General features: G+C 69.3%; 23 protein-coding genes and 1 tRNA gene. 2 read left to right on the top strand and 22 right to left on the bottom strand.

Features of this window, described 5'->3' with window-relative positions:
• Positions 1-11 precede the first annotated feature (11 nt).
• The 16 genes from nucS to rho form a co-directional block, all read right to left on the bottom strand.
• Positions 12-692, bottom strand: coding sequence for an endonuclease NucS (gene nucS / locus CK206_RS01165; RefSeq protein ID WP_096905260.1), 681 nt, complete (start codon positions 690-692; stop codon positions 12-14).
• Between the two features lie 50 nt (positions 693-742).
• The gene (locus CK206_RS01160) at positions 743-1,201 is read right to left on the bottom strand and encodes a DUF2550 family protein (protein WP_254050440.1); all 459 of its coding nucleotides are present in this window, start codon (positions 1,199-1,201) and stop codon (positions 743-745) included.
• A gap of 46 nt (positions 1,202-1,247) precedes the next feature.
• Entirely contained in the window at positions 1,248-1,619 is a 372-nt protein-coding gene (locus CK206_RS01155) for a F0F1 ATP synthase subunit epsilon (protein ID WP_067718322.1), read from the bottom strand.
• 9 nt (positions 1,620-1,628) lie between these two features.
• Complete coding sequence (gene atpD / locus CK206_RS01150; protein WP_067718325.1) at positions 1,629-3,077, bottom strand: F0F1 ATP synthase subunit beta; 1,449 nt, start codon at positions 3,075-3,077, stop codon at positions 1,629-1,631.
• Between the two features lie 3 nt (positions 3,078-3,080).
• A complete protein-coding gene (locus tag CK206_RS01145) occupies positions 3,081-4,073 on the bottom strand; it encodes a F0F1 ATP synthase subunit gamma (RefSeq protein ID WP_096905258.1) in 993 nt (330 codons plus the stop codon).
• A 54-nt stretch (positions 4,074-4,127) separates the two neighbouring features.
• The gene (gene atpA, locus CK206_RS01140; RefSeq protein ID WP_096905257.1) at positions 4,128-5,765 is read right to left on the bottom strand and encodes a F0F1 ATP synthase subunit alpha; all 1,638 of its coding nucleotides are present in this window, start codon (positions 5,763-5,765) and stop codon (positions 4,128-4,130) included.
• 90 nt (positions 5,766-5,855) lie between these two features.
• Complete coding sequence (locus CK206_RS01135) at positions 5,856-6,674, bottom strand: F0F1 ATP synthase subunit delta (protein WP_067718333.1); 819 nt, start codon at positions 6,672-6,674, stop codon at positions 5,856-5,858.
• A 14-nt stretch (positions 6,675-6,688) separates the two neighbouring features.
• Positions 6,689-7,261 carry a F0F1 ATP synthase subunit B gene (locus tag CK206_RS01130; RefSeq protein WP_096905256.1) on the bottom strand — a complete coding sequence of 191 codons (573 nt, stop codon included), beginning with the start codon at positions 7,259-7,261 and terminating at the stop codon, positions 6,689-6,691.
• A gap of 25 nt (positions 7,262-7,286) precedes the next feature.
• On the bottom strand, positions 7,287-7,526 hold the full coding sequence (locus CK206_RS01125) for an ATP synthase F0 subunit C (RefSeq protein ID WP_067718337.1): 240 nt from the start codon (positions 7,524-7,526) through the stop codon (positions 7,287-7,289).
• Positions 7,527-7,624: 98 nt separating this feature from the next.
• Positions 7,625-8,404: a F0F1 ATP synthase subunit A gene (gene atpB, locus CK206_RS01120; protein ID WP_096905255.1), complete on the bottom strand. Its 780-nt coding sequence runs from the start codon at positions 8,402-8,404 to the stop codon at positions 7,625-7,627.
• Between the two features lie 267 nt (positions 8,405-8,671).
• Positions 8,672-9,115, bottom strand: a complete 444-nt coding sequence (locus CK206_RS01115; protein WP_096905254.1) for a hypothetical protein — start codon at positions 9,113-9,115, stop codon at positions 8,672-8,674.
• A gap of 10 nt (positions 9,116-9,125) precedes the next feature.
• On the bottom strand, positions 9,126-10,292 hold the full coding sequence (locus tag CK206_RS01110; RefSeq protein ID WP_067718345.1) for a glycosyltransferase family 4 protein: 1,167 nt from the start codon (positions 10,290-10,292) through the stop codon (positions 9,126-9,128).
• 3 nt (positions 10,293-10,295) lie between these two features.
• Entirely contained in the window at positions 10,296-10,949 is a 654-nt protein-coding gene (locus CK206_RS01105) for an L-threonylcarbamoyladenylate synthase (protein WP_096905253.1), read from the bottom strand.
• On the bottom strand, positions 10,946-11,911 hold the full coding sequence (gene prmC / locus CK206_RS01100) for a peptide chain release factor N(5)-glutamine methyltransferase (protein ID WP_096905252.1): 966 nt from the start codon (positions 11,909-11,911) through the stop codon (positions 10,946-10,948). The genes CK206_RS01105 and prmC overlap by 4 nt, the downstream gene beginning before the upstream one ends.
• 3 nt (positions 11,912-11,914) lie before the next feature.
• A complete protein-coding gene (prfA, locus tag CK206_RS01095) occupies positions 11,915-13,000 on the bottom strand; it encodes a peptide chain release factor 1 (protein WP_096905251.1) in 1,086 nt (361 codons plus the stop codon).
• Positions 12,997-14,949: a transcription termination factor Rho gene (gene rho, locus CK206_RS01090; protein WP_096905250.1), complete on the bottom strand. Its 1,953-nt coding sequence runs from the start codon at positions 14,947-14,949 to the stop codon at positions 12,997-12,999. Before rho ends, prfA begins: the two co-directional genes overlap by 4 nt.
• 433 nt (positions 14,950-15,382) lie before the next feature.
• Here rho and CK206_RS01085 point away from each other — a divergent pair, with 433 nt between their 5' ends.
• Complete coding sequence (locus CK206_RS01085) at positions 15,383-17,044, top strand: long-chain-fatty-acid--CoA ligase (RefSeq protein ID WP_254050438.1); 1,662 nt, start codon at positions 15,383-15,385, stop codon at positions 17,042-17,044.
• Between the two features lie 64 nt (positions 17,045-17,108).
• Here CK206_RS01085 and thrB read toward each other — a convergent pair whose 3' ends face one another.
• From thrB to argS, 5 genes are read right to left on the bottom strand one after another with little or no spacing between them, the layout of a single operon-like run.
• Positions 17,109-18,071, bottom strand: coding sequence for a homoserine kinase (gene thrB, locus CK206_RS01080; RefSeq protein WP_096905249.1), 963 nt, complete (start codon positions 18,069-18,071; stop codon positions 17,109-17,111).
• Positions 18,068-19,150 (bottom strand): threonine synthase, encoded by a 1,083-nt coding sequence (thrC, locus tag CK206_RS01075; RefSeq protein WP_069389615.1) that lies wholly within the window; start codon positions 19,148-19,150, stop codon positions 18,068-18,070. The genes thrB and thrC overlap by 4 nt, the downstream gene beginning before the upstream one ends.
• Entirely contained in the window at positions 19,147-20,499 is a 1,353-nt protein-coding gene (locus tag CK206_RS01070) for a homoserine dehydrogenase (RefSeq protein WP_067718363.1), read from the bottom strand. Before CK206_RS01070 ends, thrC begins: the two co-directional genes overlap by 4 nt.
• Positions 20,496-21,914 carry a diaminopimelate decarboxylase gene (gene lysA, locus CK206_RS01065; protein ID WP_096905248.1) on the bottom strand — a complete coding sequence of 473 codons (1,419 nt, stop codon included), beginning with the start codon at positions 21,912-21,914 and terminating at the stop codon, positions 20,496-20,498. The genes CK206_RS01070 and lysA overlap by 4 nt, the downstream gene beginning before the upstream one ends.
• Positions 21,911-23,563 (bottom strand): arginine--tRNA ligase, encoded by a 1,653-nt coding sequence (gene argS / locus CK206_RS01060; protein WP_096905247.1) that lies wholly within the window; start codon positions 23,561-23,563, stop codon positions 21,911-21,913. The genes lysA and argS overlap by 4 nt, the downstream gene beginning before the upstream one ends.
• A gap of 193 nt (positions 23,564-23,756) precedes the next feature.
• Here argS and CK206_RS01055 point away from each other — a divergent pair.
• Positions 23,757-23,829: transfer RNA gene (locus CK206_RS01055), tRNA-Arg, on the top strand.
• A 61-nt stretch (positions 23,830-23,890) separates the two neighbouring features.
• Here CK206_RS01055 and CK206_RS01050 read toward each other — a convergent pair.
• Complete coding sequence (locus CK206_RS01050; RefSeq protein ID WP_254050437.1) at positions 23,891-24,370, bottom strand: MarR family winged helix-turn-helix transcriptional regulator; 480 nt, start codon at positions 24,368-24,370, stop codon at positions 23,891-23,893.
• Positions 24,371-24,396: the final 26 nt, after the last annotated feature.

Genomic DNA, 24,396 nt, shown 5'->3' with positions numbered 1-24,396 from the left:
ATGGCCTGCGGTCAGAAGAGTCGGAGATCGGTGGACTCGATCCCCCGCAGCGAGTCGTAGTCCAGGGTCACGCATCGGATCCCGCGGACCTCGGCAAGCGTGCGCGCCTGGGGCTTGATGATCTGGGCGGCGAAGATCCCACTGACCGGCGCGAGCAACGGGTCGCGGTTGAGCAGTTCCAGATAGCGGGTCAGCTGCTCCACGCCGTCGATCTCACCGCGGCGTTTGATCTCGACGGCGACCGTCGTCCCCGTACCGTCGCGGCCGAGGATGTCGACGGGGCCGATCGCCGTCATGTACTCCCGGCGGACCAGGCTGTACCCCTGCCCGAGCGTCTCGATGTGCTCGGCGAGCAGTTCCTGCAGGTGTGCCTCGACGCCGTCCTTCACCAGTCCCGGGTCCACGCCCAGTTCGTGTCGGGAGTCGTGGTGCACCTCGGCGACGGTGATCCGTAGCTGCTCCCCCGCCTTGTTCTCCACCACCCACAGCTGCTGCTCCGGGTTCTCCGGGTGATCTCCCTCCACGAGGGAACAGGGTGGGGTCATCCAGTTGAGCGGCTTGTAGGCACGGTCGTCCGCGTGGACGCTCACCGACCCGTCGGCCTTGACCAGCAACAACCGCGGGGCCATCGGAAGATGAGCCGTGAGGCGACCGACGTAGTCGACCTGGCACGTGGCTACGACGAGACGCAACGGTTCCTCCTGGGTACGGGCACCGCCCCCGGCACGCGGCGCGGATGGTGTCAGCGGTGGGGACGCCGGGGGCGGACCTGCTCGGTGGAGCAGGCCTCGACCCACGCGAGCATCCCGGTCAGTTTTGCGAGGGCCACGCAGAGTTCACCTTCGACCGGACGGTCGCGGCGGTCGTGTCCGGAGAACGGAACGATCACCTCGCCCTCCTCTGCCACGTCGAGCTCCGGACCGGTGGGCTGTCGACGCGGGCCCAGCACGAGGGTCCGCCGGTCCAACCGCACGTCGGCACCGAACTTCACGCTCCGCAGACGATATAACGCGACCTCGGTATCCGAGTACCGGACGGCGCCGTATCCCCACGCATCCTCCCCGGCCCTGCGAACGAGGACCGACGTGGAATTACGACGCACGACGACCAGTCGATACACGACGGCCGCGACCACCGGGACGAGCACGAGCAGGATGACGAGCCCGAGAATGATCTCGATGGGAGCCGTCACTCTGCTCATCCCCTTCCGGCGGTCGCGGCCGTGTGTGACGGGCGGACCGTGCGTACTAGGCGCCGGCCTTCTCGATGGCGAGGAGTCGGCCCCGGGCGGTGGCCGCGGCGGAGGCGTCATCGCCGGCCTCGGACAGCTGCCGCTCCGCGGCGGCGCGATCGATCGCGTCCGACCACTCTGCGGACTCCCCGAGGATGCTGACCTTGTTCGCGGTCACCGACAGGAAGCCGCCCTGGACGGCAGCGACCTTGCGCCCCTCGTCCGTGTACACCGTGACGGTACCGGCGGCATCCAGCTCACCGAGCAGAGGCTCGTGACCGGCCTGGATACCGATCTCACCCTCGCTGGTCTTGGCGACCACCATGGATGCGGTCCCGGACCAGAACCTGCGCTCGACGGTGACGAACTCGACTTCGATCTCAGCCATGGACGACCGTCACTTCCCGGAGAGCTTCTTGGCGTTGGCCTCGACATCGTCGAGACCGCCGATGCCGTTGAACGCCTGCTCCGGAAGGTGGTCCAGCTCGCCCTTGCAGAGCTTGTCGAACGCCTCGATGGTGTCCGACAGCGGGACGACCGAACCGACCTGACCGGTGAACTTCTCGGCGACCAGGAAGTTCTGGCCGAGGAAGCGCTCGAGGCGACGGGCACGCTGAACCGTGACCTTGTCCTCCTCGGACAGCTCGTCCATACCGAGGATGGCGATGATGTCTTGGAGTTCCTTGTACTTCTGGAGGATCTGGATGACCTCCTGGGCGACGCGGTAGTGCTCCTCGCCCACGATGCCCGGCTCGAGGATCCGAGAGGTCGAGGTGAGCGGGTCGACGGCCGGGTAGATGCCCTTCGACGCGATGGAGCGGGAGAGCTCCGTGGTGGCGTCGAGGTGGGCGAACGTCGTGGCCGGCGCCGGGTCGGTGTAGTCGTCGGCGGGGACGTAGATCGCCTGCAGCGACGTGATCGAGCGACCACGCGTCGAGGTGATTCGCTCCTGCAGCTGACCCATCTCGTCCGCGAGGGTCGGCTGGTAACCGACGGCGGACGGCATGCGGCCGAGCAGCGTCGAGACCTCGGAACCGGCCTGCGTGAAGCGGAAGATGTTGTCGATGAACAGGAGGACGTCCTGGCCCTGCACGTCGCGGAAGTACTCGGCCATGGTGAGGGCCGAGAGGGCGACGCGCATACGCGTCCCCGGCGGCTCGTCCATCTGACCGAACACCAGGGCGGTGTCCTGGAGGACGCCCATCTCCTCCATCTCGAGGAAGAGGTCGGTGCCCTCACGGGTGCGCTCACCGACGCCGGCGAACACCGACGTACCGGAGAACTCACGCGCGATACGGGTGATCATCTCCTGGATGAGCACCGTCTTGCCGACACCGGCACCACCGAACAGACCGATCTTGCCGCCCTTGACGTACGGGGTCAGCAGGTCGATCACCTTGACGCCGGTCTCGAGGATCTCGGTCTTGCCCTCGAGCTGGTCGAAGGCCGGCGGCTCGCGGTGAATACCCCACTGCTCGCCGTCCCGGCCGGTGCCGGGCGCGTCGAGGCAGTCGCCCAGGGCGTTGAAGACGTGGCCCTTGACGACGTCGCCGACCGGAACCGAGATCGGCTGACCGGAGTCGACCACCTCGGCACCGCGGACGAGTCCGTCGGTGGACTGCATCGAGATGCAGCGCACCATGTTGTCGCCCAGGTGCTGGGCGACCTCGAACGTCACGGTCTTGGCGACCGCCGCGAGGGTGATCTCGGCGGTGAGGGCGTTGAAGAGGGCCGGGAGGGCGCCGCGCGGGAACTCCACGTCGACGACCGCACCCAGGACGCGGGCGACCCGACCGGTGAGACCGGCCGTGCCCGTCGTGCTCTGATCGGTAACAGCTGTGGTCATTGCTTAGTCACTTCCTGCGCTAGCGGCGAGCGCACCAGCGCCACCGACAATCTCGCTGATTTCCTGGGTGATCTGTGCCTGGCGTGCCTGGTTCGCCTCGCGGCTCAGGCCCTCCACCAGCTCGGTGGCGTTGTCGGTCGCCGACTTCATGGCGGTCCGTCGTGCCGCCGACTCCGACGCCGCCGCCTCGAGGAGCGAGGCGAAGGCACGGGTCGACATGTACCTCGGGAGGATGTTGTCCAGGAGGGTGTCCGCATCCGGCTCGAAGGAGACCTCCGGCTTGAATTCGGACTCCGACCTGGGGCTGTCGTCCATCATGCCGTCGCCCAGGTCCAGCTCCTCGATCTCGACCTCGGTCTCGATCGGGGCCAGTCGACGCGCCCGCGGGGTCTGCGTGAGCATCGACTTGAACTGGGTGTAGACGATGTGGACCTCGTCGACGCCCTTGCGGGTGGTGTCCGTGCCGTCCCCCTCGAGGAACTCGGAGGCGTCGAACGTCGACTCGCCGCCGGCCTTGAAAGCCGCCGACAGGAGCTGAAACGCCGGACGCGCTTCCTGGTAGTCCGGCTTCTGCGAATGCCCGTGCCAGGCACCGGCGAGCTCGACCTCGCGGAACGTGTAGTACACGATCCCCTTGTTGCCCATCACGTAGATGTCGACCTCACGCCCCTCGCTCTCGAGGTAGGCGATGAGCTCGGCGGCCTCCTTGAGCACGTTGTGGTTGTAACCACCACACATGCCCCGGTCGGAGGTCACCACCAGCACGGCGGACCGCTTCGGGTTCTCCGGCTCGTTGAGCATCGGGTGCTTGAGCGACGAGGCACTCGCGAGATCGGTGAGGATCGCGGTGATCTGGTCCGCGAAGGGCTTGGCCTCCGCGACCCGGGCCTGGGCCTTGGAGATCTGCGAGGTCGCGATCAGCTCCTGGGCCTTGGTGATCTTCTTGGTCGAGTTGACCGACTTGATCCGGTCGCGTAGTTCACGCATGTTGGCCATGGGCGTGGATCACTCTCCTCTCGACCTTGAATCGGATGGCTGTCATCGCAGGCCTCAGGCCTTCTTCTTGGTGACCGTGAGCTTCTCACGATCGATCTCGTCCTCGGACAGCGCCTCGGCCTCGGGCTCGTTGACCACACGGGAACCGTCGGTGGCGACGAAGCCCTCCTTGAACTCGTTGGTCTTGGCCTCGAGGGTCGACTTGGACTCGTCGGAGAGCGCGGCTCCCCCCTCGATCTGGCTGTAGACGTCGGAGGCGGAGTGCCGCAGGGTCTCGAGCAGCTCGCCCTCGAAGCGACGGACGTCCTCGACCGGGACGGAGTCGTAGAAACCCTCACCGGCGAGGTAGATCGAGACGATCTGGTCCTCCACGGCGACCGGCGAGTTCTGGTCCTGCTTGAGGATCTCGACCAGACGCTGGCCACGCTCGAGCTGCGCCTTCGAGGCGGCGTCGAGGTCGGACGCGAACGTCGCGAACGACTCGAGGTCGCGGTACGCGGCCAGGTCCAGACGCAGCGAGCCGGAGACCTTCTTCATGCCCTTGGTCTGCGCGGCACCGCCGACTCGGGAGACGGAGATACCGACGTTGACGGCCGGACGCACACCGCGGTTGAACAGGTCGGACTCGAGGAAGACCTGACCGTCGGTGATCGAGATGACGTTGGTCGGGATGAACGCCGAGACGTCATTGGCCTTGGTCTCGATGATCGGGAGACCCGTCAGCGACCCACCGCCCATCTCATCCGAGAGCTTGGCGCACCGCTCGAGCAGGCGGGAGTGCAGGTAGAAGACGTCACCGGGGTACGCCTCACGACCCGGCGGACGACGGAGCAGCAGCGAGATCGCACGGTAGGCATCCGCCTGCTTGGACAGGTCGTCGAACACGACGAGGACGTGCGCACCGTCGTACATCCAGTGCTGCCCGATGGCCGAACCGGTGAACGGCGCGAGCCACTTGAAGCCGGCCGAGTCAGAGGCGGGGGCAGCGACGATGGTGGTGTACTCCATCGCGCCGTTCTCCTCGAGCGTCGCCTTGACGCCCGCGATGGTGGAGCCCTTCTGGCCAATCGCGACGTAGATGCACCGCAGCTGCTTGGTCTTGTCGCCCGACTCCCAGTTGGCCTTCTGGTTGAGGATCGCGTCGATGCAGACCGCGGTCTTGCCCGTCTTGCGGTCACCGATGATGAGCTGACGCTGTCCGCGGCCGATCGGCGTCATGGCGTCGATGGCCTTGATACCGGTCTGCATCGGCTCCTCGACCGGCTGGCGCTCCAGAACGGACGGCGCCTGCAGCTCGAGGGCGCGGGTGCCCTCCGACTCGATGTCGCCGAGGCCGTCGATGGGCTGCCCGAGCGGGTTGACGACGCGACCGAGGAAGCCGTCGCCGACCGGAACGGAGAGGACCTCCCCGGTGCGACGCACCTCCTGGCCCTGGGCGATCTCGTCGAAGTTACCGAGGACGACCGCACCGATCTCGCGGTCCTCGAGGTTCAGTGCGACGCCGAGGATGCCGCCCGGGAACTCCAGCAGCTCGTTGGCCATCGCGGACGGCAGTCCGCTGATGTGGGCGATACCGTCGCCCGTGTCGGTGACGATTCCGACCTCCTCGCGCGACGCCTCGTTGGAGACCGTCGAGGTGTAATTCGCAATCGCACTGCGGATCTCGTCGGAGGAGATAGTCAGCTCCGCCATGTCATTCCTGCTCTCACTAAGTGTGGTCTGGATGTGTCTTGTCAGGTGAGCATCGACCGAGTGCGACCGTTGCTCGTCGGGTGTCGAAGCCTAGGGAAGCGCCCGTCGTACGGCCGAGAGCCGCCCGGCGACGGAACCGTCGATGATCTCGTCACCGACGCGGATCACCATGCCGCCGAGGACCGCCTGGTCGACCTGGACGTGGACCGCCATCTCCCGTCCGTAGATCTCGGCGAGCTTGCCCTCGAGTGCGGCCCGCTGCTCGGTGGTGAGTTCCGTGGCACTGGTGACCACGGCCACCGACTGTCCCTGGAGTTCGGCCGCCTGCCTGGACAGCGCGTCCAGATCGTCGGCGGGCATGGCGTCCGGCCGGGCGATCGCCTGCCCGGCGAGCGCCTCGGTGACCGCGGTCACCTTGCCGTAGAGGACCTGACCGAGGAGTGCGCGCTTGGACTCCGTGGTGGTCGTGCGGTCGGACAGAGCCTGCTCGAACTCCGCGTCGCCCGCGACGATGCGGCCCAATCTGAACAGTTCGTCCTCGACCGTCCCGAGCTGACCCTGCTCCCGGGCCGAGAGCAGGAGCGCTTCCCGGCCGAGGGTGACGAGGCCCTCACGGAGATCCCGCGGGGTGGACCAGGACAGTGCGACCGCAGCAAGCACGACCGCGAGGGTCGACTCGTCGATCTTCCAGCCGAACACCGAACGGGCGAGGTCCTCGCGGGCCTCGACCGGTGCGGACGAGTCCGCGACGGCGACACGCAGGGAGCGGTCACCCTCCAGGACGTCGACGACCCGGAAGAGCTCGGCACCGACCTTGGCGCCCGTGGCGCCCCCGGCCGGGTTCGCGGAGAGCGTGGACTGCAGGACCGACCGGGACTGCTCGAGGGCGTCGCGGCTTGCTGCGTGCATAGTCTGCTTCTTCCTTACTTCTGGCCCGCCCCGGCGACCTTGTCCAGGTCGGCGAGGAAACGGTCGATGGTGCCCGAACGGCGGACCGGATCGGACAGCTGCTCACCCATGAGCCGCTCGGCGAGCTCGACCGACTGGCGTCCGAGGTCGCCACGGAGCTCCGTGACGATCTGCTGACGCTGCGCGGCGAGCTGCTGCTGCCCGGCGGCGACGATGCGGTCGCTCTCGGCCTGGGCCTCCGCCTTCATGTCGGCGAGGATCTGCTGCCCCTGCGCACGCGCGTCGTCGCGGATCTTCGCGGCTTCGCCACGCGCCTCGGCGAGCTGGGCGTTGTACTTGTTCAGGGCCGCCTTCGCCTCGGCCTGTGCGGCCTCCGCCTTCTCGATGCCGCCCTCGATGCGCTGGGTGCGCTCGTCCAGGACCCGCTTGAACATCGGGAGGACGAACTTCCAGAACACGAACAGGACGACAGCGAACGGGATCAGCGACCAGACGATGTCGTACAGCGCCGGCGAGAGGACGTTGGGCGTCTCCTCCAGCGGGAGCCCCTCGGTCTCGCTCGCGGCGAGAATGTGGATCGGATTCATGTCGTTGACCTTCGCCAGCCGGCGATCAGAAAATGAAGCCGGTGACGATACCGATGAGCGCCAGGGCCTCGGTGAAGGCGATGCCCAGGAACATCGTGGTGCGCAGCTGGCCGGCCATCTCGGGCTGGCGGGCCATGCCCTCGATCGCCTTGCCGACGACGATGCCGATGCCGATGCCGGGGCCGATCGCGGCGAGGCCGTAGCCGATGGCGCCGTAACCGCGGGCGGTCGTCTCGGTTGCCTGGGCGAGAGTGACGATATCCATGTGGGTTTCCGTTCCCTTTCAGATGGCCGGTGCGGGATGTCCGCACTCGGTCGTCGGTGTGGTCTGGGTGTCCCGGCGCTCGCGGCGCCGGAAGTCTTTTAGTGACTGTCGGCGTGCAACGACAGGTCGATGTACACCGCGGTGAGCAGCGCGAAGATGTACGCCTGCAGGAAGATCACCAGCAGCTCGAAGAACGTGAACGCCACCGACACGATGATGGTCACGAGGCTGACCGCGGTCCACCCGTTGAACTGCCAGAAGAAGAAGTTCGTGGCGGAGAACAGCAGCACGATCATGATGTGCCCGGCCAGCATGTTGGCCATCAGACGGATGGTCAGCGTGGCCGGCCGCAGGATGAAGGTCGACACGAACTCGATCGGCACGACCAGCAGGTGCAGCGCCGGGGGAAGGTTCGGCACGACGACCGACTTGCCCACGAAGGAGAAGAAGCCGTACTTCTTGGCTCCCGCATAGATGAAGACCACATACGCGACCGCGGCCATGACCAGCGGCATGCCGATCCGCGCGTTGGGCGAGATGTTGAAGCCCGGGATCACGGCGGGCAGGTTCATGAACAGCGTGAGGAAGAAGATCGTCGCGATGACCGGGAGGAACCGGTCACCGTCCTTCTTCCCGATGATCTCGTCCGAGATGTTGTTCTTGACGAAGTCCAGCGCGATCTCGCCGACGTTCTGCAGTCCGCGCGGCACGACGGCCGACCGGCGCATCGCCAGGTAGAACGACACCGCGACGACGGCCGCCGCGATCAGCCGGATGATCATCAGCCGGTCCAGAGCGAACGGAGTCCCCTCGAAGAGCACGGCCGGCGGGAAGAAGTCATTTAGTGACGGCGGATGGAACTCGCCCTTGAATGCCAGCAGTGACGTGCTCAGCGCTCTCTCCCCTGTTCGGGCCGCCTGCAGAGACGGTGGTCATGTCCAGTGTTTCGTTCCGACCTGCGGAACCCGGGAGGGCCCGGGGATTCTCGCGGCGTGTACCGCCGCGCCCTTTTCCGGTTTCCCTCCGCAGAGCATCGTAGCAAAGGCCATCCCCTGCGGACCCCTGGGGGCACCTCACGCCGTTATCAGCTCCACATCTCCCCGAAACCAGTCCGTGACCGATCGGGAGTGCCGGAAAATCCCAGCTCAGGGCTCCACGTACGGGGCGCGCGTGCGCAGAATGGCCACCGTCTCCGACGCGAGGACCACGACCATGGCCACGACGATGGTCGTGGCGAACGCGGGCTTGGAGTAGAAGTCGAGCGGCTCGAGAGCCGCGACGACCCCGATCGCCACGATGAGCTTGAGGAGCCACGTTCCCAACAGGACGGCTCCGGTCACCTGGGGTGAGGTTCGGGCCGTGGCGATCACCACCACCGCGGTGAGGAGGACGAACACGCCACCGATCGCGGCCCCGAGCAGGGCGCCCCACAGGCCGGAGCGACCATCCACCGCCCACCACAGCCCTGCGCTGATCACCATGAGCACGGCGAGCGCGGCGGCGCCGAGGGTCACCGCCCTGCGTAGTCCGATGGTGTGGGCGCTCTCGACCTGGTGTCCGGGGGCGTCGTGTCCGGGGGTGTCGTCCATACCCCGCAGCCTAGTCGCCCGGGGATCGGGGTCCGTCGGCCGTCCGGTGCTTCCCGCGCGAACTGCGGAGGCGAGGGACGAGGGTCGCCGCCAGGACGGAGAGGAGACCGGCCGCGATCGCGGGGACGATCACCTCGGTGGGCAGCATCGTCGCCCCGACGGCCCCGAACGCGATGAGGGAGACCCACGCGTAGATGACCAGCGCGACCCTCCGGTGGGAGTGCCCCAGCGCGAGCAGCCGGTGGTGCAGGTGCATCTTGTCGGGCGCGAAGGGGCTACGGCCGGCCCCGACCCGCCGCACCACCGCCATGACCAGGTCGAGCATCGGCACGAACATCGCGGCCGCGACCACGATCACCGGCGAGAGCAGGACGATCATGTCCTGGGGCCCGTACAGGCTCTGTGAGATCTTCCCGGAGGCGCTCGTCGAGGCCGCGGCGAGGACCAGTCCGATCAGCATGGACCCGGAGTCGCCCATGAAGATCCGGGCGGGTTGGAAATTGTGGGGCAGGAACCCGATGAGCGCCCCGGCCAGGACCGCGGTGACCAGTGCCGGCGGGTAGGCCCCGACGGTCCCGCCCTGGTCCAGCATGATGCCCACGGAGAACACGCAGATCGCCGTGGCCGCGATGGCCCCGAGTCCGGCGGCGAGCCCGTCGAGTCCGTCCACGAAGTTCATCGCGTTGACGATCGTCAGTGTGAACACGACCGTGAGCAGTCCGGCCTGGAGCTGGTCGAGGACGAGGATGTTGCCGTCCCCGAAGGGGATGTACAGCAGCGTCCACGACACGCCCATCGCGACCAGGACCCCGGCCGCGGCGGCCTGGCCCGCGAGTTTGGTGACGGCCCCGAGCCCGAGGATGTCGTCCACGATCCCCACCAGCACGATCACCCCGCCGGCGACGATGGTGGCCTCCACGTCGGGGGCGAAGGGCGGGAAGGCCCGGTTCAGGGCCGGCAGCTGCGCGGCGAGGTAGACGGCGATGAGCATCCCGGTGAAGATGCCCACCCCGCCGAGCCGGGGGGTGGGGACCTGGTGCACGTCCCGCTCCCGCGGGTAGGCGAGCCCGCCGATCGCGGGTGCCACTCCCCTGACCAGACCGGTGACGACGAAGGTGACCAGTCCGGCGGTGACCGCGATGAGCAGCAGCTCCCGGAACGGGACCCCGGCACCCATGGTTCAGCCGCGCAGGACCGCGGGGTCGACGGCGAGGACCTCTCCCACGCGCTCGGCGGTCACCGCGCCCTCGCGGACGATGCGCGGACCGGGCCCGGTGAGGTCGACGATCGTCGAGGGCTGGCCGATCGCACACGGGCCGCCGTCGAGGTACACGGCCACCGAGTCGCCGAGCTGCTCCCGGGCCTGGGCCACGGTGGTGGCCGGCGGTTGACCGGAGACGTTGGCACTGGACACCGCGAGCGGGCCGACCTCGCGCAGGAGTTCGATGGCGACGGGGTGCAGCGGCATCCGGAGCATGACCGTGCCGCGGGTCTGGCCGAGGTCCCAGCCCAGGGACGGTGCCTGGTGCACGATGAGACTCAAGCCCCCCGGCCAGAAGGCGCGGATGAGGTCGCGGGCGGCGGCCGGGGTGCTCACGACGAGGCCGTCGATGGTCTCCCACGAGCCGACCAGGACCGGCACCGGCATGTCCGGGCCACGGCGCTTGGCGGACAGCAGCGAGACCACCGCGTCCGGGTCGAAGGCATCGGCGGCGATGCCGTAGAGCGTGTCGGTGGGGGTCACGACCAGCCGGCCCGAGCGCAGGGCGCCGGCAGCGGAACTGAGACCGACCTCGCGGCCGGTGTCCTCGGTGCAGTCGTAGGTGATGGTCACCGGGTGGTCCCCTTCCGGACTGTCGTGTCGACCTTGTCGTCGTCGTCGTGGTCGTCGTCGTGTGTGTCGTCGTGGCCCGCGTCTAGTCGCGTCGCGGTGACGAATCGCGGTCGGCCGGCGAGGTCGGTGTGCTGCTCCACGGTACCGAAGCCCCCCTGCGCGGCCACGACCGCGGCGACCGCGGCGCCGGTGGTGTCGTCGTGCTCCACGGCGAGGTGCCCTCCCGGGACGAGGAGGGCGGCGGCCACGCCGACGAGGGGGGTGACGACGACGAGGCCGTCCCGTCCCCCGAACAGCGCCGTCGCCGGCTCGTGCGCGAGGACGTCGGCGGGGAGGTCGTCGGTGACCGGGATGTACGGGGGGTTGGACACCACCGCGGCGGCGCGGCCCCGCAGGTGGCCGAGAGCGTCGGCGTCGGTGGCGTCGGCGTGGTGGACCTCGATCGGGGTGTCCCCTACGGCGGCGCGCTCGGCGGCGTTGCGGCGCAGCCACTCCAGCGCGGCCTCGTGCAGTTCTACGGCGTGGACGCGGGCGTCGGGCCGGGCGTGGGCGATCTCCAACGCGAGGGTGCCGCTGCCGGCGCAGAGGTCCACCACGACCGGGCCGGGACCGGGGCCCGGTGCTGGCAGGGCCGCGAGCGTCGACTCGACGAGCAACTCGGTCTCCGGTCGCGGGATGAACACCCCCGGCCCGACGGCCAACTCGAGCCGTCCGGAGACCGCGCGGCCGAGCAGGTACTGCAGGGGGGTCCGGTCGCGGGCGCGGGCGGCGACGATCCGCTCGACCTCACTCACCGCGGCCGCGTCGAGGTCGTCGGCGAGCATGAGCCGGGTGCGGTCGATGCCGAGCACGTGCGCACAGATGAGCTGGGCCTCGACGTGCGCGGAGTCGACGCCCGCCGCGCCGAGCGTCTGCGCGGCCGAACGCACGACCCCGGTCACCCCGGCCGGGCGCGCGTTCACGGCCTAGGCCTCTTCCATTCGTCGCCGCCGCTCCTCGGTGGCGAGGGCGTCGAGCACCGCGTCGAGGTCACCGTCCAGCACGGCGTCGAGATTGTGCGCCTTGAACCCCACGCGGTGGTCGGCGATGCGGTTCTCCGGGAAGTTGTAGGTGCGGATGCGCTCCGACCGGTCGACGGTGCGGACCTGGGTGGCCCGGCCCTCAGACGCCTCGGCGTTGGCGGCCTCCTCGGCGGCGGCCTGGAGTCGCGCCGCGAGCACCTGCAACGCGCGTTGCTTGTTCTGCAGCTGACTGCGTTCGTTCTGACACGTGACGACCGTGCCGGTGGGCAGGTGGGTGATCCGCACCGCGGAGTCGGTGGTGTTGACGCCCTGCCCGCCCTTGCCGGATGAGCGGTAGACGTCGATGCGCAGGTCGGACTCGTCGATCTCGACCGGACCCACGTCCTCGGGCTCCGGGTAGACGAACACGCCCGCGGCCGAGGTGTGGACCCGGCCCTGGGACTCGGTGACCGGCACCCGCTGGACCCGGTGCACCCCGCCCTCGAACTTGAGTCGGGACCACACCCCGTCGCGAGACGGCTGGCGAGCCCGGATGGAGAAGGTCGCGTCCTTGTACCCGCCGAGGTCAGACTCCGTGAGGCCGAGGACCTCGATCACCCATCCGTGTTTCTCGGCGTACCGCGTGTACATGCGGGCGAGGTCGGCGGCGAACAGTGCGGACTCCTCGCCGCCCTCCCCCGACTTGATCTCCATGACCACGTCGTCCGCATCGTGTGGGTCGCGGGGCGCCAGCAGGTCGGCCAGGCGGGTCTCGAGCTCGGCCGCCTCAGCCTCCAGCTCCTCGGCCTCCCCGGCGAACGAGGAATCGTCGCCGGCGAGCTCCCGCGCCGCGGCGGCGTCCTCGCGCGTGGACACCAGGGCACGGTGACACTGCACGATCGGGGTGAGTTCGGCGAAGCGTTTGCCCACCCGGCGGGCGGCGGTGGCGTCCTCATGCAGAGCGGGGTCGGACAACTGCGTCTCGAGGCCCCCGTACTCGGCCAGGACGTCGTCGATCGAGGACGGCGACCGTCCCTCGTTCCCGCTCACTCCTCGTCCTGCGGCAGGGTGGGCGTCGTCTTGGCCACCTGCAGCAGGAATTCGTAGTTGTTGTTGGTCTTGCGCAACTGCGACATGAGCAGGTCGATGGCCTGGTGGGAGTCCAGCCCCGAAAGCACGCGGCGCAACTTGTGCATGATCCCGGCTTCCTCGGGGGTCATGAGCAGCTCTTCCTTGCGCGTCCCCGAGGGTCCCACGTCGACCGCGGGGAACACCCGCCGCTCGGCGATGCGACGGTCCAGTTTGAGCTCGGCGTTGCCGGTGCCCTTGAACTCCTCGAAGATCACCGTATCGCCGGCCGAGCCGGTCTCCACCATCGCGGTGGAGATGATCGTCAGCGATCCACCGTTCTCGATGTTGCGCGCCGCGCCGAGGAACCGCTTGGGCGGGTACAGGGCCGTGGAGTCGACGCCGCCGGACAGGATGCGACCCGAGGCGGGCGAGGAGTTGTTGTAGGCGCGGCCGAGTCGCGTGATGGAGTCGAGGAGGACGACGACGTCCTGCCCCATCTCCACCAGACGCTTGGCCCGCTCGATCGCGAGCTCCGCGACCTGCGTGTGGTCCGACGGCGGACGGTCGAAAGTCGAGGCGATGACCTCGCCCTTCACCGAACGCTGCATGTCGGTGACCTCCTCCGGCCGCTCGTCGACGAGGACGACCATGAGGTGGCACTCCGGGTTGTTGACCGCGATCGAGTTGGCGATGTTCTGCAGGATCGTGGTCTTACCGGCCTTGGGCGGGGAGACGATCAGCGCGCGCTGCCCCTTGCCGATCGGCATGATCAGGTCGATCACGCGGGTCGAGATGATGTTCTTCTCGGTCTCGAGGCGCAGTCGCTGGTTGGGGTACAGCGGGGTGAGCTTCGCGAAATCCGGGCGGTTGCGAACCTGGTCCACCGGGCCACCGTTGACGGTGTCGATGCGGACCAGCGGGTTGAACTTCTGACGGTTCTTGCCGCCACCCTGGCCCCCGCCGCCGCCTTGGCCGCCGCCCTGGCCGTCGTTCTGGCCGTCGCGGGGCATCTTCACCGCGCCGGTGATCGCGTCACCGCGACGCAGGCCGTGACGACGGATCATGTTCATGGAGACGTAGACGTCGTTGGGTCCCGCGAGGTAACCGGACGTGCGGACGAACGCGTAGTTGTCCAGCACGTCGAGGATGCCCGCGACCGGCTGCAGGACGTCGTCGTCCCGCACCTCCGTCTCACCCTCGGCCGGGCGCCCCCCGCCGCGATTGCGCTCGCGGCGCCGGCGGCTGCGACGGCCGCGGCCTCCTCCGTCGTCATCCCGGTTCTGACCGTCACCGCGGGGGCCGTTGTCGCCGCCGCCCTGGTCGGTCTGGTCGTTGCGCCCGCCCTGCTGATCGCGGTTGCCGCCCTGGTTGCCCTGGTCGTTGCGGCCGCCCTGCTGATCGCGGTTGCGGCCGCCCTGCTGATCCCGGTTCTGCTGGTTGCGCCCCTGACGCTGCCCGCCACCGCGGTTGCCGTCCTCGCGACTGGAGCGGTCCCCCTGGCGACCGGAGTCGGAGTCATCCGACCCGCCCCGGGGGTTCTCCGCACCGCCCCCGGCCCTGTCGCCACGATCCCGTCGGCCGGACTCGGTCGGCGGGGCGGGCGCCCCGCTCCGTGCAGACGCCTCGTCTCGTGCAGACGCCTCATCGCGGTCCGGCGTCTTCTCCGGAGCCGACTCGGCCTTCGCCGCAGGCTCGTCGGCCACCGCGGGTTCGGTTTTCGGGGCGGGCGCGGTCTTCGGGGCGGGCTCACGGGCCGGCGCGGGCCTGCCACCCCGGGCGCCCTCGATCATCGCGACGAGGTCGCCCTTGCGCTTACCCGACAGGCCTTTGAGGCCCATCTGCTGGGCCAGCGACTTGAGGTCGTTCAGGCGCATCGCCGACAGCGAGGCACCCTGTGCTGGCGTGGAAGTGGTGTCCGTCGAGGTCACGGGGATCCTTTCTGGGCCCGGGGCCGGGGCGGTGTACGCCGCCTCGCATCGAGCAGGTGTCCGGGAAGCGGACTCGGCGTCCCGGGGTGGCCGCTGGGGCCTTCCGTGGCGGCAACGTGGCCGGACACGGATCTTTCGTCTGAGGGGGATCCTCGTGAGGGGAGAACCGCTCGATAGTGGGGATCCCTGTACGCCACTCGCCGATCGGCCTGTCCCACCGAGTCCGATCCACACCACACCGACCTGGTGCGGAGGGTGCTGCGAGGATTGACTCGGAATGCTGGGACGACCGGGCGCCCGTGGCTGGGTGCAAGCATACTACTCTGTGGCCGATCGCGCGCAGGTCCCCCTTCCGCGAGTCGCGACTGGCGGTCACCGCGTCGGATGCGGGCGGTAACGTACAGCACACGACAAGGGCCACACGACCTCGGAGGTGACCGTGCTCGGAACGATGCTGGACACGCCACTGCTCGTGTCCCGGATCCTCGAGCACGCGGCGGAACGACACGGTGGGTCCACTGTCACCGGATTCGTCGGCGACCTGGAACCCCGTCCGGTGCGATACGACGTGCTGGCCTCCCGCGCGGCCGCCACCGCGCACGCCCTCGCCGGGCTCGGGGTACGACCCGGCGATGTGGTGGGCATCCTGTCCGGCAGCCGCACCGAGGTCGTCGAGGCGATGTTCGCCCTCCCCGCGATGGGCGCGGTCGCCCTCCCGGTGAACGTCCTCCGCTCGCGGGAGTTCATGCTCTCCGTCCTGAGCGACAACCGGGTGTCGGTCGTACTCGTCGACCCGGAGCTGCTCTCCTCGGCACTCCCGGTGGCCGCGCAGCTCGATTCGCTGCGCCACCTCGTCGTCGTCGACGGTCGGGTACCCCCAGACCTCGGCGAGCTCGATGCCGACGTCCACGCCCTCGAGACCCTCCTCGACGGCCAACCCACCACCTACCCGTGGCCCGACCTCGATGAACGCTCCGCCGCGGCGATCGCCTACACCTCCGGCACCACCGGCGCGTCCAAGGGCGTCGCCTACACCCACCGGTCCATCTGGCTGCACTCCATGCAGATGTCCATGGCCGAGAGCGCGGCCCTGCGCAGCGGCGACACCGTCCTGACCACCGTGCCGATATACCACGTCATGTCCTGGGGGCTGCCGTACGCCGCCTTCATGACCGGCGCCGGCCTCATCACCGCGCGACCACGGCCCGGCCGGGTGCTCACCACCGGCCACGACATGGCCGACCTGCTGCGCACATACAGGCCGAACAAGATGGCCACCACACCGGCCACCCTCCAACGGCTACTCCGGCGGCTGGAGAACCATCCGCAATCGATCGCGCATCTCAGCGAGGTCCTCGTCGGCGGATCACCCGTCCCCGAGGCCCTGTTCGACGCGTTCGTCGAGCGTCACGGGGTCACGATCATGCAGGCCTACGGACTCACCGAGTCCAGCCCCATCGCGACGTTCGCGCGACCGGACCCCCACTCCTCCGCGACCCGGCGACGCGCACAGATGCTCGGTCAGGGACGGTTCCCCGCCGGAGTGAAGGCACGCATCGTGGACGGCGGCCGGGTCCAGCACAACGACGGGTGGTCCGTCGGCGAACTCCAGATCCGCGGCCCGTGGGTGACGGCCCGCTACCTCGGCGACGAGGCCTCCGATCGCTTCGTCGACGGATGGCTACGCACCGGGGACGTGGCCAGCATCTCCCCCAAGGGCTACCTCGACGTGGTGGACCGGGTCGACGACATCATCGCCTCCGGCGGTGAACTGATCTCGACGGTCGAACTCGAACACGCGGTCCTGCTCGACGACCGGGTCGCAGAGGTGGCCGTGGTCGGTGTCCCGGACGAACGCTGGGGCAACCGGCCGCTCGTCCTGGTCCAGCTCAAGACCGGGGCGACCGCGTCCGCCCGCGCCCTCTGGGAGGGTCTCGAGGGCGTCGTGGAGAACTGGAAGCGCCCGGATCACTGGGCTTTCGTCGACCACATCCCGCAGACCACGGTCGGAAAGTTCGACAAGATCAGGATCCGGGCGCGCCACGCCGCGGGCGACTACGAGATCACGACGATCGCCCCGGAGGCGTCCGACTGAATCCCTCCGACGGGGTCTCGAAGGGACGCTCTACCGATCGGACGGGGCGTCGCCCGACCGGGTGTCAGTCTCCGGCCACGACCCGGGCACCGTCCGCGATCTGCAGGTCCAGCACCGTCCATCCCTGCGCCTCGGCATCGGCGCGCAGGTCGGTCGGCAACCCGTCGGTGCCCAACACCAGCACGGTCGGGCCGGCGCCGGAGACCGTCGCCGCGAGACCCCGCTCACGCAGTCTGGTGACCCACTCGGTGGTGCCGACCAGGGCCGGGGCCCGGTAGGACTGGTGGAGCCGATCCTCGGTCGCGGCCAGCAGGAACTCCGGATGGGCCGCGAGCGCGACCGACATCAGCGCGGCGCGGCTCGCGTTGAAGGCCGCGTCCTCGTGCGGGACGGTGGCCGGGAGCAGGCCGCGGGTCTGCGCGGTCGACGACGTCTCGGACGGCACCAGAACGGTGGCGACGATCGAGGGATCCACCTCCATGCGGACCGCACGGTAGTGCACGCCGGTCGCCGAGCGCTCCGTCCACGACACCACGACCCCGCCGAGGACACTGGCCGCCGCGTTGTCCGGGTGGCCCTCGAACTCGCTCGAGAGCTGGACCAGGTGGTCGTTCGTCAGCACCCCGCCCATCAGACCGTTCGCCGCGACCAGTCCGCCGACCGCGGCGGACGCCGACGACCCGAGACCGCGGGAGTGCGGGATCGCGTTCCGGCAGGAGATCCGTACGCCCGGCACACCCACGCCACCGGCACGCAGCCCGGCCTCGACGGCCTTGGCCACCAGGTGCGAGGCGTCCTCGGGAACCTGACCGGCGCCCTCCCCCGACACCTCCAACTCGAGGCCGGAGTCGATCGTGGTCACCGTGATCGTGTCGTACAGCCCCAGGGCCACCCCGAGAGCGTCGAAACCCGGCCCGAGGTTCGCGCTGGACGCCGGTACCTCGATCGTGACCGTGCGCCCGACCGGCAGGATGTGCCCACCCGAGCTGCCGAAGACCTCCGGGCCGGGACCGCTCACCTCGCTCACTGCAGGCCGAGGGCGCCGGCGACGGCCGACGGATCCACCGGGATGGCCTCGACCTCGGGCATCCCCAGCAGAGCGGTGTCCGGGTCCTTGAGTCCGTTGCCGGTCACGGTGCACACGATGGTCTGTCCCGCCTCCAGCTCACCGCCCGCGTGCGCGTCGAGCAACCCCGCCACCGAGGCCGCGGAGGCGGGCTCGACATAGACGGCATCCTTGCCGGCGACCATGCGGTACGCCTCGAGGATCTGCTCGTCGGTGCGCTTGCGGAACGTCCCCCCGGACTCGTCGCGGGCGGTCACCGCGCCGTCCCACGACGCCGGGGAGCCGATCCGGATGGCGGTGGCGATGGTCTCGGGGTTCTTGACCGGGGCGCCGTCGACCAGCGGTGCGGCGCCGGCGGCCTGCACACCCATCATCCGCGGGCGGGACGAGATGATCCCATCGGCGTGGTACTCGGTGTAACCCTTCCAGTACGCGGTGATGTTGCCCGCGTTGCCGACGGGCAGGAAGTGCAGGTCGGGGGCGCGCCCGAGAACATCGACGATCTCGAACGCCGCCGTCTTCTGTCCCTCGATCCGGACCGGGTTGACCGAGTTGACCAACCCGATCTCGGCGTAGGTGGCGGTGGTCTTGCGCGCCAACTCCAGACAGTCGTCGAAGTTGCCGTCGACCTGGATGATGGTGGCCCCGTGCATCACGGCCTGGGCGAGCTTGCCGGCGGCGATCTTGCCCTGCGGGATGAGCACGGCGCACTCCATCCCGGCGCGAGTGGCATAGGCGGCCGCCGATGCGGACGTGTTGCCCGTCGACGCGCAGAGGACGGCCTTCTGGCCGCGAGCCTTGGCATCCGTCACCGCCATCGTCATGCCCCGGTCCTTGAAGGATCCGGTCGGGTTGAGGCCCTCGACCTTGAGGTACACCTCGCAACCCGTCACGGCGGACAGGTGGGTCGCGCGAATGAGCGGGGTCCCGCCCTCGTAGAGCGTCACCGGCTCCCAGTCGTCCCCGATCGGGAGTCGGTCGCGGTAGGCCTCGATGAGGCCGGGCCACCGGCTGTGCACGGGCTGGTGGGTGTTGCTCATTCGGTGTCCACTCCCTCGAGACGGATGACGCTGGTGATGGCCGTGACGGCGTCCTGATCCGACAGTGCTGCCACGGTGTCGGAGAGCGCGCGCTCCGACGCCCGGTGGGTCAGGACGGTGAGCTCCGCGGAGGGCTCGACATCGTCGAGCTCGGTCTCCGGCAGTTCGACCTCGGTCTGTCGCACCTGTGCGATGGAGACGCCGTGCCGCGAGAACTCGGCGGCGACGAGGGCGAGTACGCCCGGCTTGTCGGCGACCCGCATGCGCACGTGATAGCGCGTCGAGATCTCGTCCATGGAGGCGACCGGAAGAGCGGCGTACGTCGACTCCCCCGGGGCGCGACCCGCACCGACCTTGTTGCGGGCGGCGGCGACCATGTCGCCCAGGACCGCGGACGCGGTCGGGGAACCTCCCGCACCCTGTCCGTAGAACATGAGTCGACCGGCGGCCTCCGCCTCGACGACGACGGCGTTGAACGCCCCGTTCACCGTCGCGAGCGGGTGGGTGTTGGGCAGCAGCGCCGGGTACACGCGCGCCGACACGGCCTCGGACCCGTCCGACTGGGTGAGCTTCTCGCAGATGGCGAGCAGCTTGATGGTGCAGTCCATGTCGCGGGCCGACTCGAAGTCGTCCGGCGAGATCCGCGAGATGCCCTCGCGGTAGACATCCCCGGCGGTGACGCGGCTGTGGAACGCGATCGACGCGAGGATGGCGGCCTTGGCGGCCGCGTCATACCCCTCGACATCGGCCGTGGGGTCGGCCTCGGCGTACCCGAGACGGGAGGCCTCCGCGAGGGTCTCCGAGTAGTCGGCCCCGGTCGAACCCATCTCCGACAGGATGTAGTTGGTGGTGCCGTTGACGATCCCCAGCACGCGCTCCACCTGGTCGCCGGCCATCGATCGACGCAGCGGGCCGATCACCGGGATAGCACCGGCCACGGCCGCCTCGAAGTACAGATCGGTGTGCGTGGAGTCGGCCACCGCCGCCAGTTCGTCCGTGTACTCCGCGAGCAGCGCCTTGTTGGCCGTCACCACGGCCTTGCCGTGGCGCAGCGCCTCGAGGAGGAGCGGACGCGGCACGTCGATGCCGCCCATGAGCTCGACGACGACGTCGACGTCGTCGCGCGCGACCAACGACGACGGGTCCGCGGTGAGCAGGTCCGGATCGAGCCCGCGATCCTTTGTGAGATCGCGCACCGCCACGCCGCGGAGGGCCAGGGGCGCGCCGATGCGGGCCGCTAGTGCGTCGGCGTTCTCGGTCATGTAGCGGATGACCTCGGATCCGACGGTGCCCATCCCGAGCACCGCCACCCCCACGGGTCGCACGCCTGACGCGCTTGCGTCGCTCACTGTCCCACCTCCAGGCTCGTCAGATCGTCCAGGGTCTCACGGCGCAGCACCAATCGTGCCCGCCCGTCGCGCACCGCCACCACGGCGGGTCGCCCGATCATGTTGTATCGGCTCGACATGGAGTAGCAGTATGCGCCCGTGGCCGCGACGGCCACCAGGTCACCGCCACCCACGTCCTCCGGCATCCACAGGTCGCGCACCACCACGTCGCCGCTTTCGCAGTGTTTGCCGACCAGCCTGGACACCACTGGCTCGGCGTCTGACGAGCGTCCCACCAGCCGGGCGTCGTAGACGGCGTCGTACAGGGCCGTGCGGATGTTGTCACTCATCCCGCCGTCGACACTGATGTAGCGCCGGTTCTCCCCGCCCGCGAGCTCGACGTCCTTGACCACGCCCACCTCGTACAGCGTGACCGTGCCCGGGCCGGCGATGGCACGACCGGGCTCGACGACCAGCGTCGGAGGGACGAGGCCGGCATCCCGGGCGAAACCCTCGACGATCTCCCGCAGGGACGCCGCCAACTGGGCCACCGGCGGCGGATCGTCCGACGAGACGTAGCTGATGCCGAGACCGCCGCCGAGATCGAGGTGGTCGAGCTGAGCTGTCCGCTCGGCGCCGAACTCGTCGACGATCTCGCGCAGCAGTCCGATCACCCGTCGCGCCGCGAGTTCGAACCCGTCGATATCGAAGATCTGGGACCCGATGTGACTGTGCAGCCCGGTCAGCCGGATGTTCGGCGCGTCGAACACCGCGCGGACGGCCTGCATCGCCGCACCGCCCGCGAGCGAGAAGCCGAACTTCTGGTCCTCGTGGGCGGTCGCGATGAATTCGTGGGTGTGGGCCTCGACGCCGACCGTGACCCGGATGAACACGTCCTGGACGACGCCCTCCTCACCGGCGATCCGGTCGAGCATCTCGATCTCCGACATCGCGTCGATCACGACGTGGGCGACGCCACTGCGGACGGCCAGGCGCAGCTCGTCCGCTGACTTGTTGTTTCCGTGGACGGTGATCCGTTCGGGCGGGAACCCGGCCCTCAGCGCGATCGCGAGCTCGCCGCCCGAGGCGACGTCCAGCCCCAGCCCCTCCTCGGCGACCCAGCGAGCAGTCTCCGTGGTCAGGAACGCCTTGGATGCGTAGTGCACGCGGTCCGCCCCGCCGAACGCTTCCGCCATCTCGCGGCACCGGGAGCGGAAATCGTCCTCGTCGATCACGAACAGTGGCGTACCGAACTCCGCGGCGAGCTCGCTCGCGGTGACACCCGCGAACTCCACCACTCCGTCGTCGCGCCGGTCGGCACCGCGTGGCCACACGGAGGGCGCCAGTGCCATGACGTCGTTCGCGTCGGCGGGCCGCTCACCGATCCCCGGCGCGTGCGGGACCTCGTGCCGGGCCCCGGCGGGGTGGGCGCTCACATCTTCTCCGGTGCGCTGACGCCGATCAGGCGGAGGCCGTTCGCGAGGGTCTGCCGGGTGGCCGTACTCAACGCGAACCGGGCGGCGTGCAGCGGGCCCGGCTCCTCGTCCCCCATCGGCAGCACACGACAGGTGTCGTAGAAGCGGTGATACGCGGCGGCCAACTCCTCGAGGTAGCGCGCGATACGGTGGGGCTCGCGCAGGTCCGCGGCGCTGGCGACGACCCGGGGGAATTCACCGATGGTGCGGATGAGCGCACCCTCCCGGTCCTCGGTGAGCAGCGCCAGGTCCGCGCCCTCGGGGGTGACCCCCAGATCGGCGGCGTTGCGCGCCAGGGAGCAGAGACGGGCGTGCGCGTACTGCACGTAGAAGACGGGGTTGTCGTTCGTCGCCGACGTCCACAGCGCCAGGTCGATGTCCATCGTCTGGTCGACCGAGGACCGGATCAGCGCGTACCGCGCGGCATCGACGCCGATGGCGTCGACGAGGTCGTCGAGCGTGATGACGGTTCCCGCCCGCTTGCTCATCTTGACCGGGGCGCCGTCCCTGACGAGGTTGACCATCTGACCGATGAGCACCTCGATCGTCGCCGGGTCATCGCCCAGGGCCGCTGCGGCGGCCTTGAGCCGGGCGATGTACCCGTGGTGGTCGGCTCCCAACATGTAGATGCACAGGTCGAAGCCGCGTTCGCGCTTGTCCAGGAAGTAGGCGATGTCACCGGCGATGTAGGCGGCGTCGCCGTCGGACTTGAGAACCACGCGGTCCTTGTCGTCACCGAACGCGGTGGACCGGAGCCACCAGGCTCCCTCGGATTCGTAGAGGTTCCCGTTGCCCTTGAGCGTCTCGATCGCGCGGTCCACCGCACCGGAGGTGAACATCGAGTTCTCGTGGGTGTAGACGTCGAAGACGGTTCCGAACTCGGCCAGCGAGTTCTTGATGTGGCTGAACATCAGGTCCACGCCGACCGCTCGGAACGTCTCGAGGGCCTCGGACTCCGGCTGCTCCAGCACGTCCGGGTGCTCGGCGACCACGTTCGACGCGATGTCCTGGATGTACGCCCCCGCGTAGCCGTCCTCGGGGGTCGCCTCGCCGCGGGCAGCCGCGGCCAGCGAACGGCTGAAGCGGTCGATCTGCGCCCCGTGGTCGTTGAAGTAGTACTCACGCGTGACCGCTGCGCCGGAGGCCTCGATCACACGACCGAGGGCGTCACCGACCGCCGCCCAGCGTGTACCGCCCAGGTGGATGGGCCCGGTGGGGTTCGCGGAGACGAACTCCAGGTTCACCCGGCGGCCGGCCATCGCGTCCCCGTTGCCGTACTCCTCGCCCGCGGAGAGCACTGTGGCGACGAGCGAGCCCTGGGCCCCGGAATCGAGACAGATGTTGAGGAACCCCGGTCCGGCGATCTCGGCCGAGGCCACGCCCGGGTCGGCCACCAGCGCGGTCGCGAGATCCTGCGCCAACTCGCGAGGGGCCGACCCCACCTTCTTGGCCAGTTGGAGAGCGATGTTCGTCGCGTAGTCCCCGTGCTCGGGGTTGCGCGGCCGCTCCACCGTCACCGACTCCGGAACGACCGACGTGTCGGCCCCGCGGTCGGCGAGAACGGAGATGAGGGCGGCGCGGATGACGGCGGCGAGATCGGCGGGAGTCACGTCTTCCTATCCTAGGTGTCGGCACGTCGCGGGGGGAATCGGACGTCTGTCCGGGCGACCCGTCCGAGCCCCGACGGGCCCGATGCGGCCCTGCCCGACCGCCGGTGCTACGATCAGTCTCGCTGTTCGAGCGATCCCCGCCAGTGCGGGGCGTCCGCTGGAGCGGCCTCCGGCCCGTAAGGGTCGGTATCCCGCCCTCGTAGCTCAGGGGATAGAGCGTTGGTTTCCGGTACCAAAGGTCAGGGGTTCGATTCCCTTCGGGGGCACAAGCAAAACGAGAAGGGCCCGGGCGATTGCCCGGGCCCTTCTCGTCTCTCCCGCTCCGCGTCAGGTGGGCCGGGTGATTCCGTCCACCTCACCGATGCGGTCGACGATTCGCTCGTAGATGTCGGTGAGTGCGAGTACCTCGTGCTCGGAGAGCACGTCGATGAACAGCTCCCGGACCTTCTCGACGTGCTTGGGGGCCACTGACGCGATCGCCTGGGCGCCCGCCTCGGTGAGGGTGACGACGGTCCCGCGACCGTCCTCCGCGCATTCTCCCTTGGCCACCAGGCCGCGCCCCTCCATACGCCGGACCTGGTGAGAGACCCGGCTGCGGTCCCAGCCGAGCGCGGCGCCGAGTTCCCTCGCCCGGAGTCCCCGGTTGTCGGCCTCACTGAGGCTCACGAGAACCGAGTAATCGGATTGAGACATCGAGGCGTCCCGCTGGAGTTGGCGCTCCATGGCGAGTTCCAGCAGTTGGTTCACATCGCGGTACCGGCGCCACATGCGCTGCTCTTCATCGCTCAACCAGCGTGTCTCCGTCATGGGGCTATTACAGCACGACGACCCAC

The sequence above is a fragment of the Dietzia sp. WMMA184 genome (assembly GCF_002441635.1).
Classification (GTDB): domain Bacteria; phylum Actinomycetota; class Actinomycetes; order Mycobacteriales; family Mycobacteriaceae; genus Dietzia; species Dietzia kunjamensis.
The sequence above is the reverse complement of the archived record's forward strand: the minus strand, read 5'-3'. Positions and strand labels throughout refer to the sequence as shown.

Excerpts from the sequence above, each read along its gene's own strand:
- CK206_RS01050 (WP_254050437.1), bottom strand. The coding sequence starts at position 24,370 with ATGACGGAGACACGCTGGTTGAGCGATGAAGAGCAGCGCATGTGGCGC.
- atpA (WP_096905257.1), bottom strand. The coding sequence starts at position 5,765 with ATGGCGGAGCTGACTATCTCCTCCGACGAGATCCGCAGTGCGATTGCG.
- CK206_RS01155 (WP_067718322.1), bottom strand. The coding sequence starts at position 1,619 with ATGGCTGAGATCGAAGTCGAGTTCGTCACCGTCGAGCGCAGGTTCTGG.
- CK206_RS01135 (WP_067718333.1), bottom strand. The coding sequence starts at position 6,674 with ATGCACGCAGCAAGCCGCGACGCCCTCGAGCAGTCCCGGTCGGTCCTG.
- CK206_RS01115 (WP_096905254.1), bottom strand. The coding sequence starts at position 9,115 with ATGGACGACACCCCCGGACACGACGCCCCCGGACACCAGGTCGAGAGC.
- thrC (WP_069389615.1), bottom strand. The coding sequence starts at position 19,150 with ATGAGCAACACCCACCAGCCCGTGCACAGCCGGTGGCCCGGCCTCATC.
- CK206_RS01130 (WP_096905256.1), bottom strand. The coding sequence starts at position 7,261 with ATGAATCCGATCCACATTCTCGCCGCGAGCGAGACCGAGGGGCTCCCG.
- CK206_RS01125 (WP_067718337.1), bottom strand. The coding sequence starts at position 7,526 with ATGGATATCGTCACTCTCGCCCAGGCAACCGAGACGACCGCCCGCGGT.
- CK206_RS01145 (WP_096905258.1), bottom strand. The coding sequence starts at position 4,073 with ATGGCCAACATGCGTGAACTACGCGACCGGATCAAGTCGGTCAACTCG.
- CK206_RS01110 (WP_067718345.1), bottom strand. The coding sequence starts at position 10,292 with ATGGGTGCCGGGGTCCCGTTCCGGGAGCTGCTGCTCATCGCGGTCACC.
- atpD (WP_067718325.1), bottom strand. The coding sequence starts at position 3,077 with ATGACCACAGCTGTTACCGATCAGAGCACGACGGGCACGGCCGGTCTC.
- CK206_RS01160 (WP_254050440.1), bottom strand. The coding sequence starts at position 1,201 with ATGAGCAGAGTGACGGCTCCCATCGAGATCATTCTCGGGCTCGTCATC.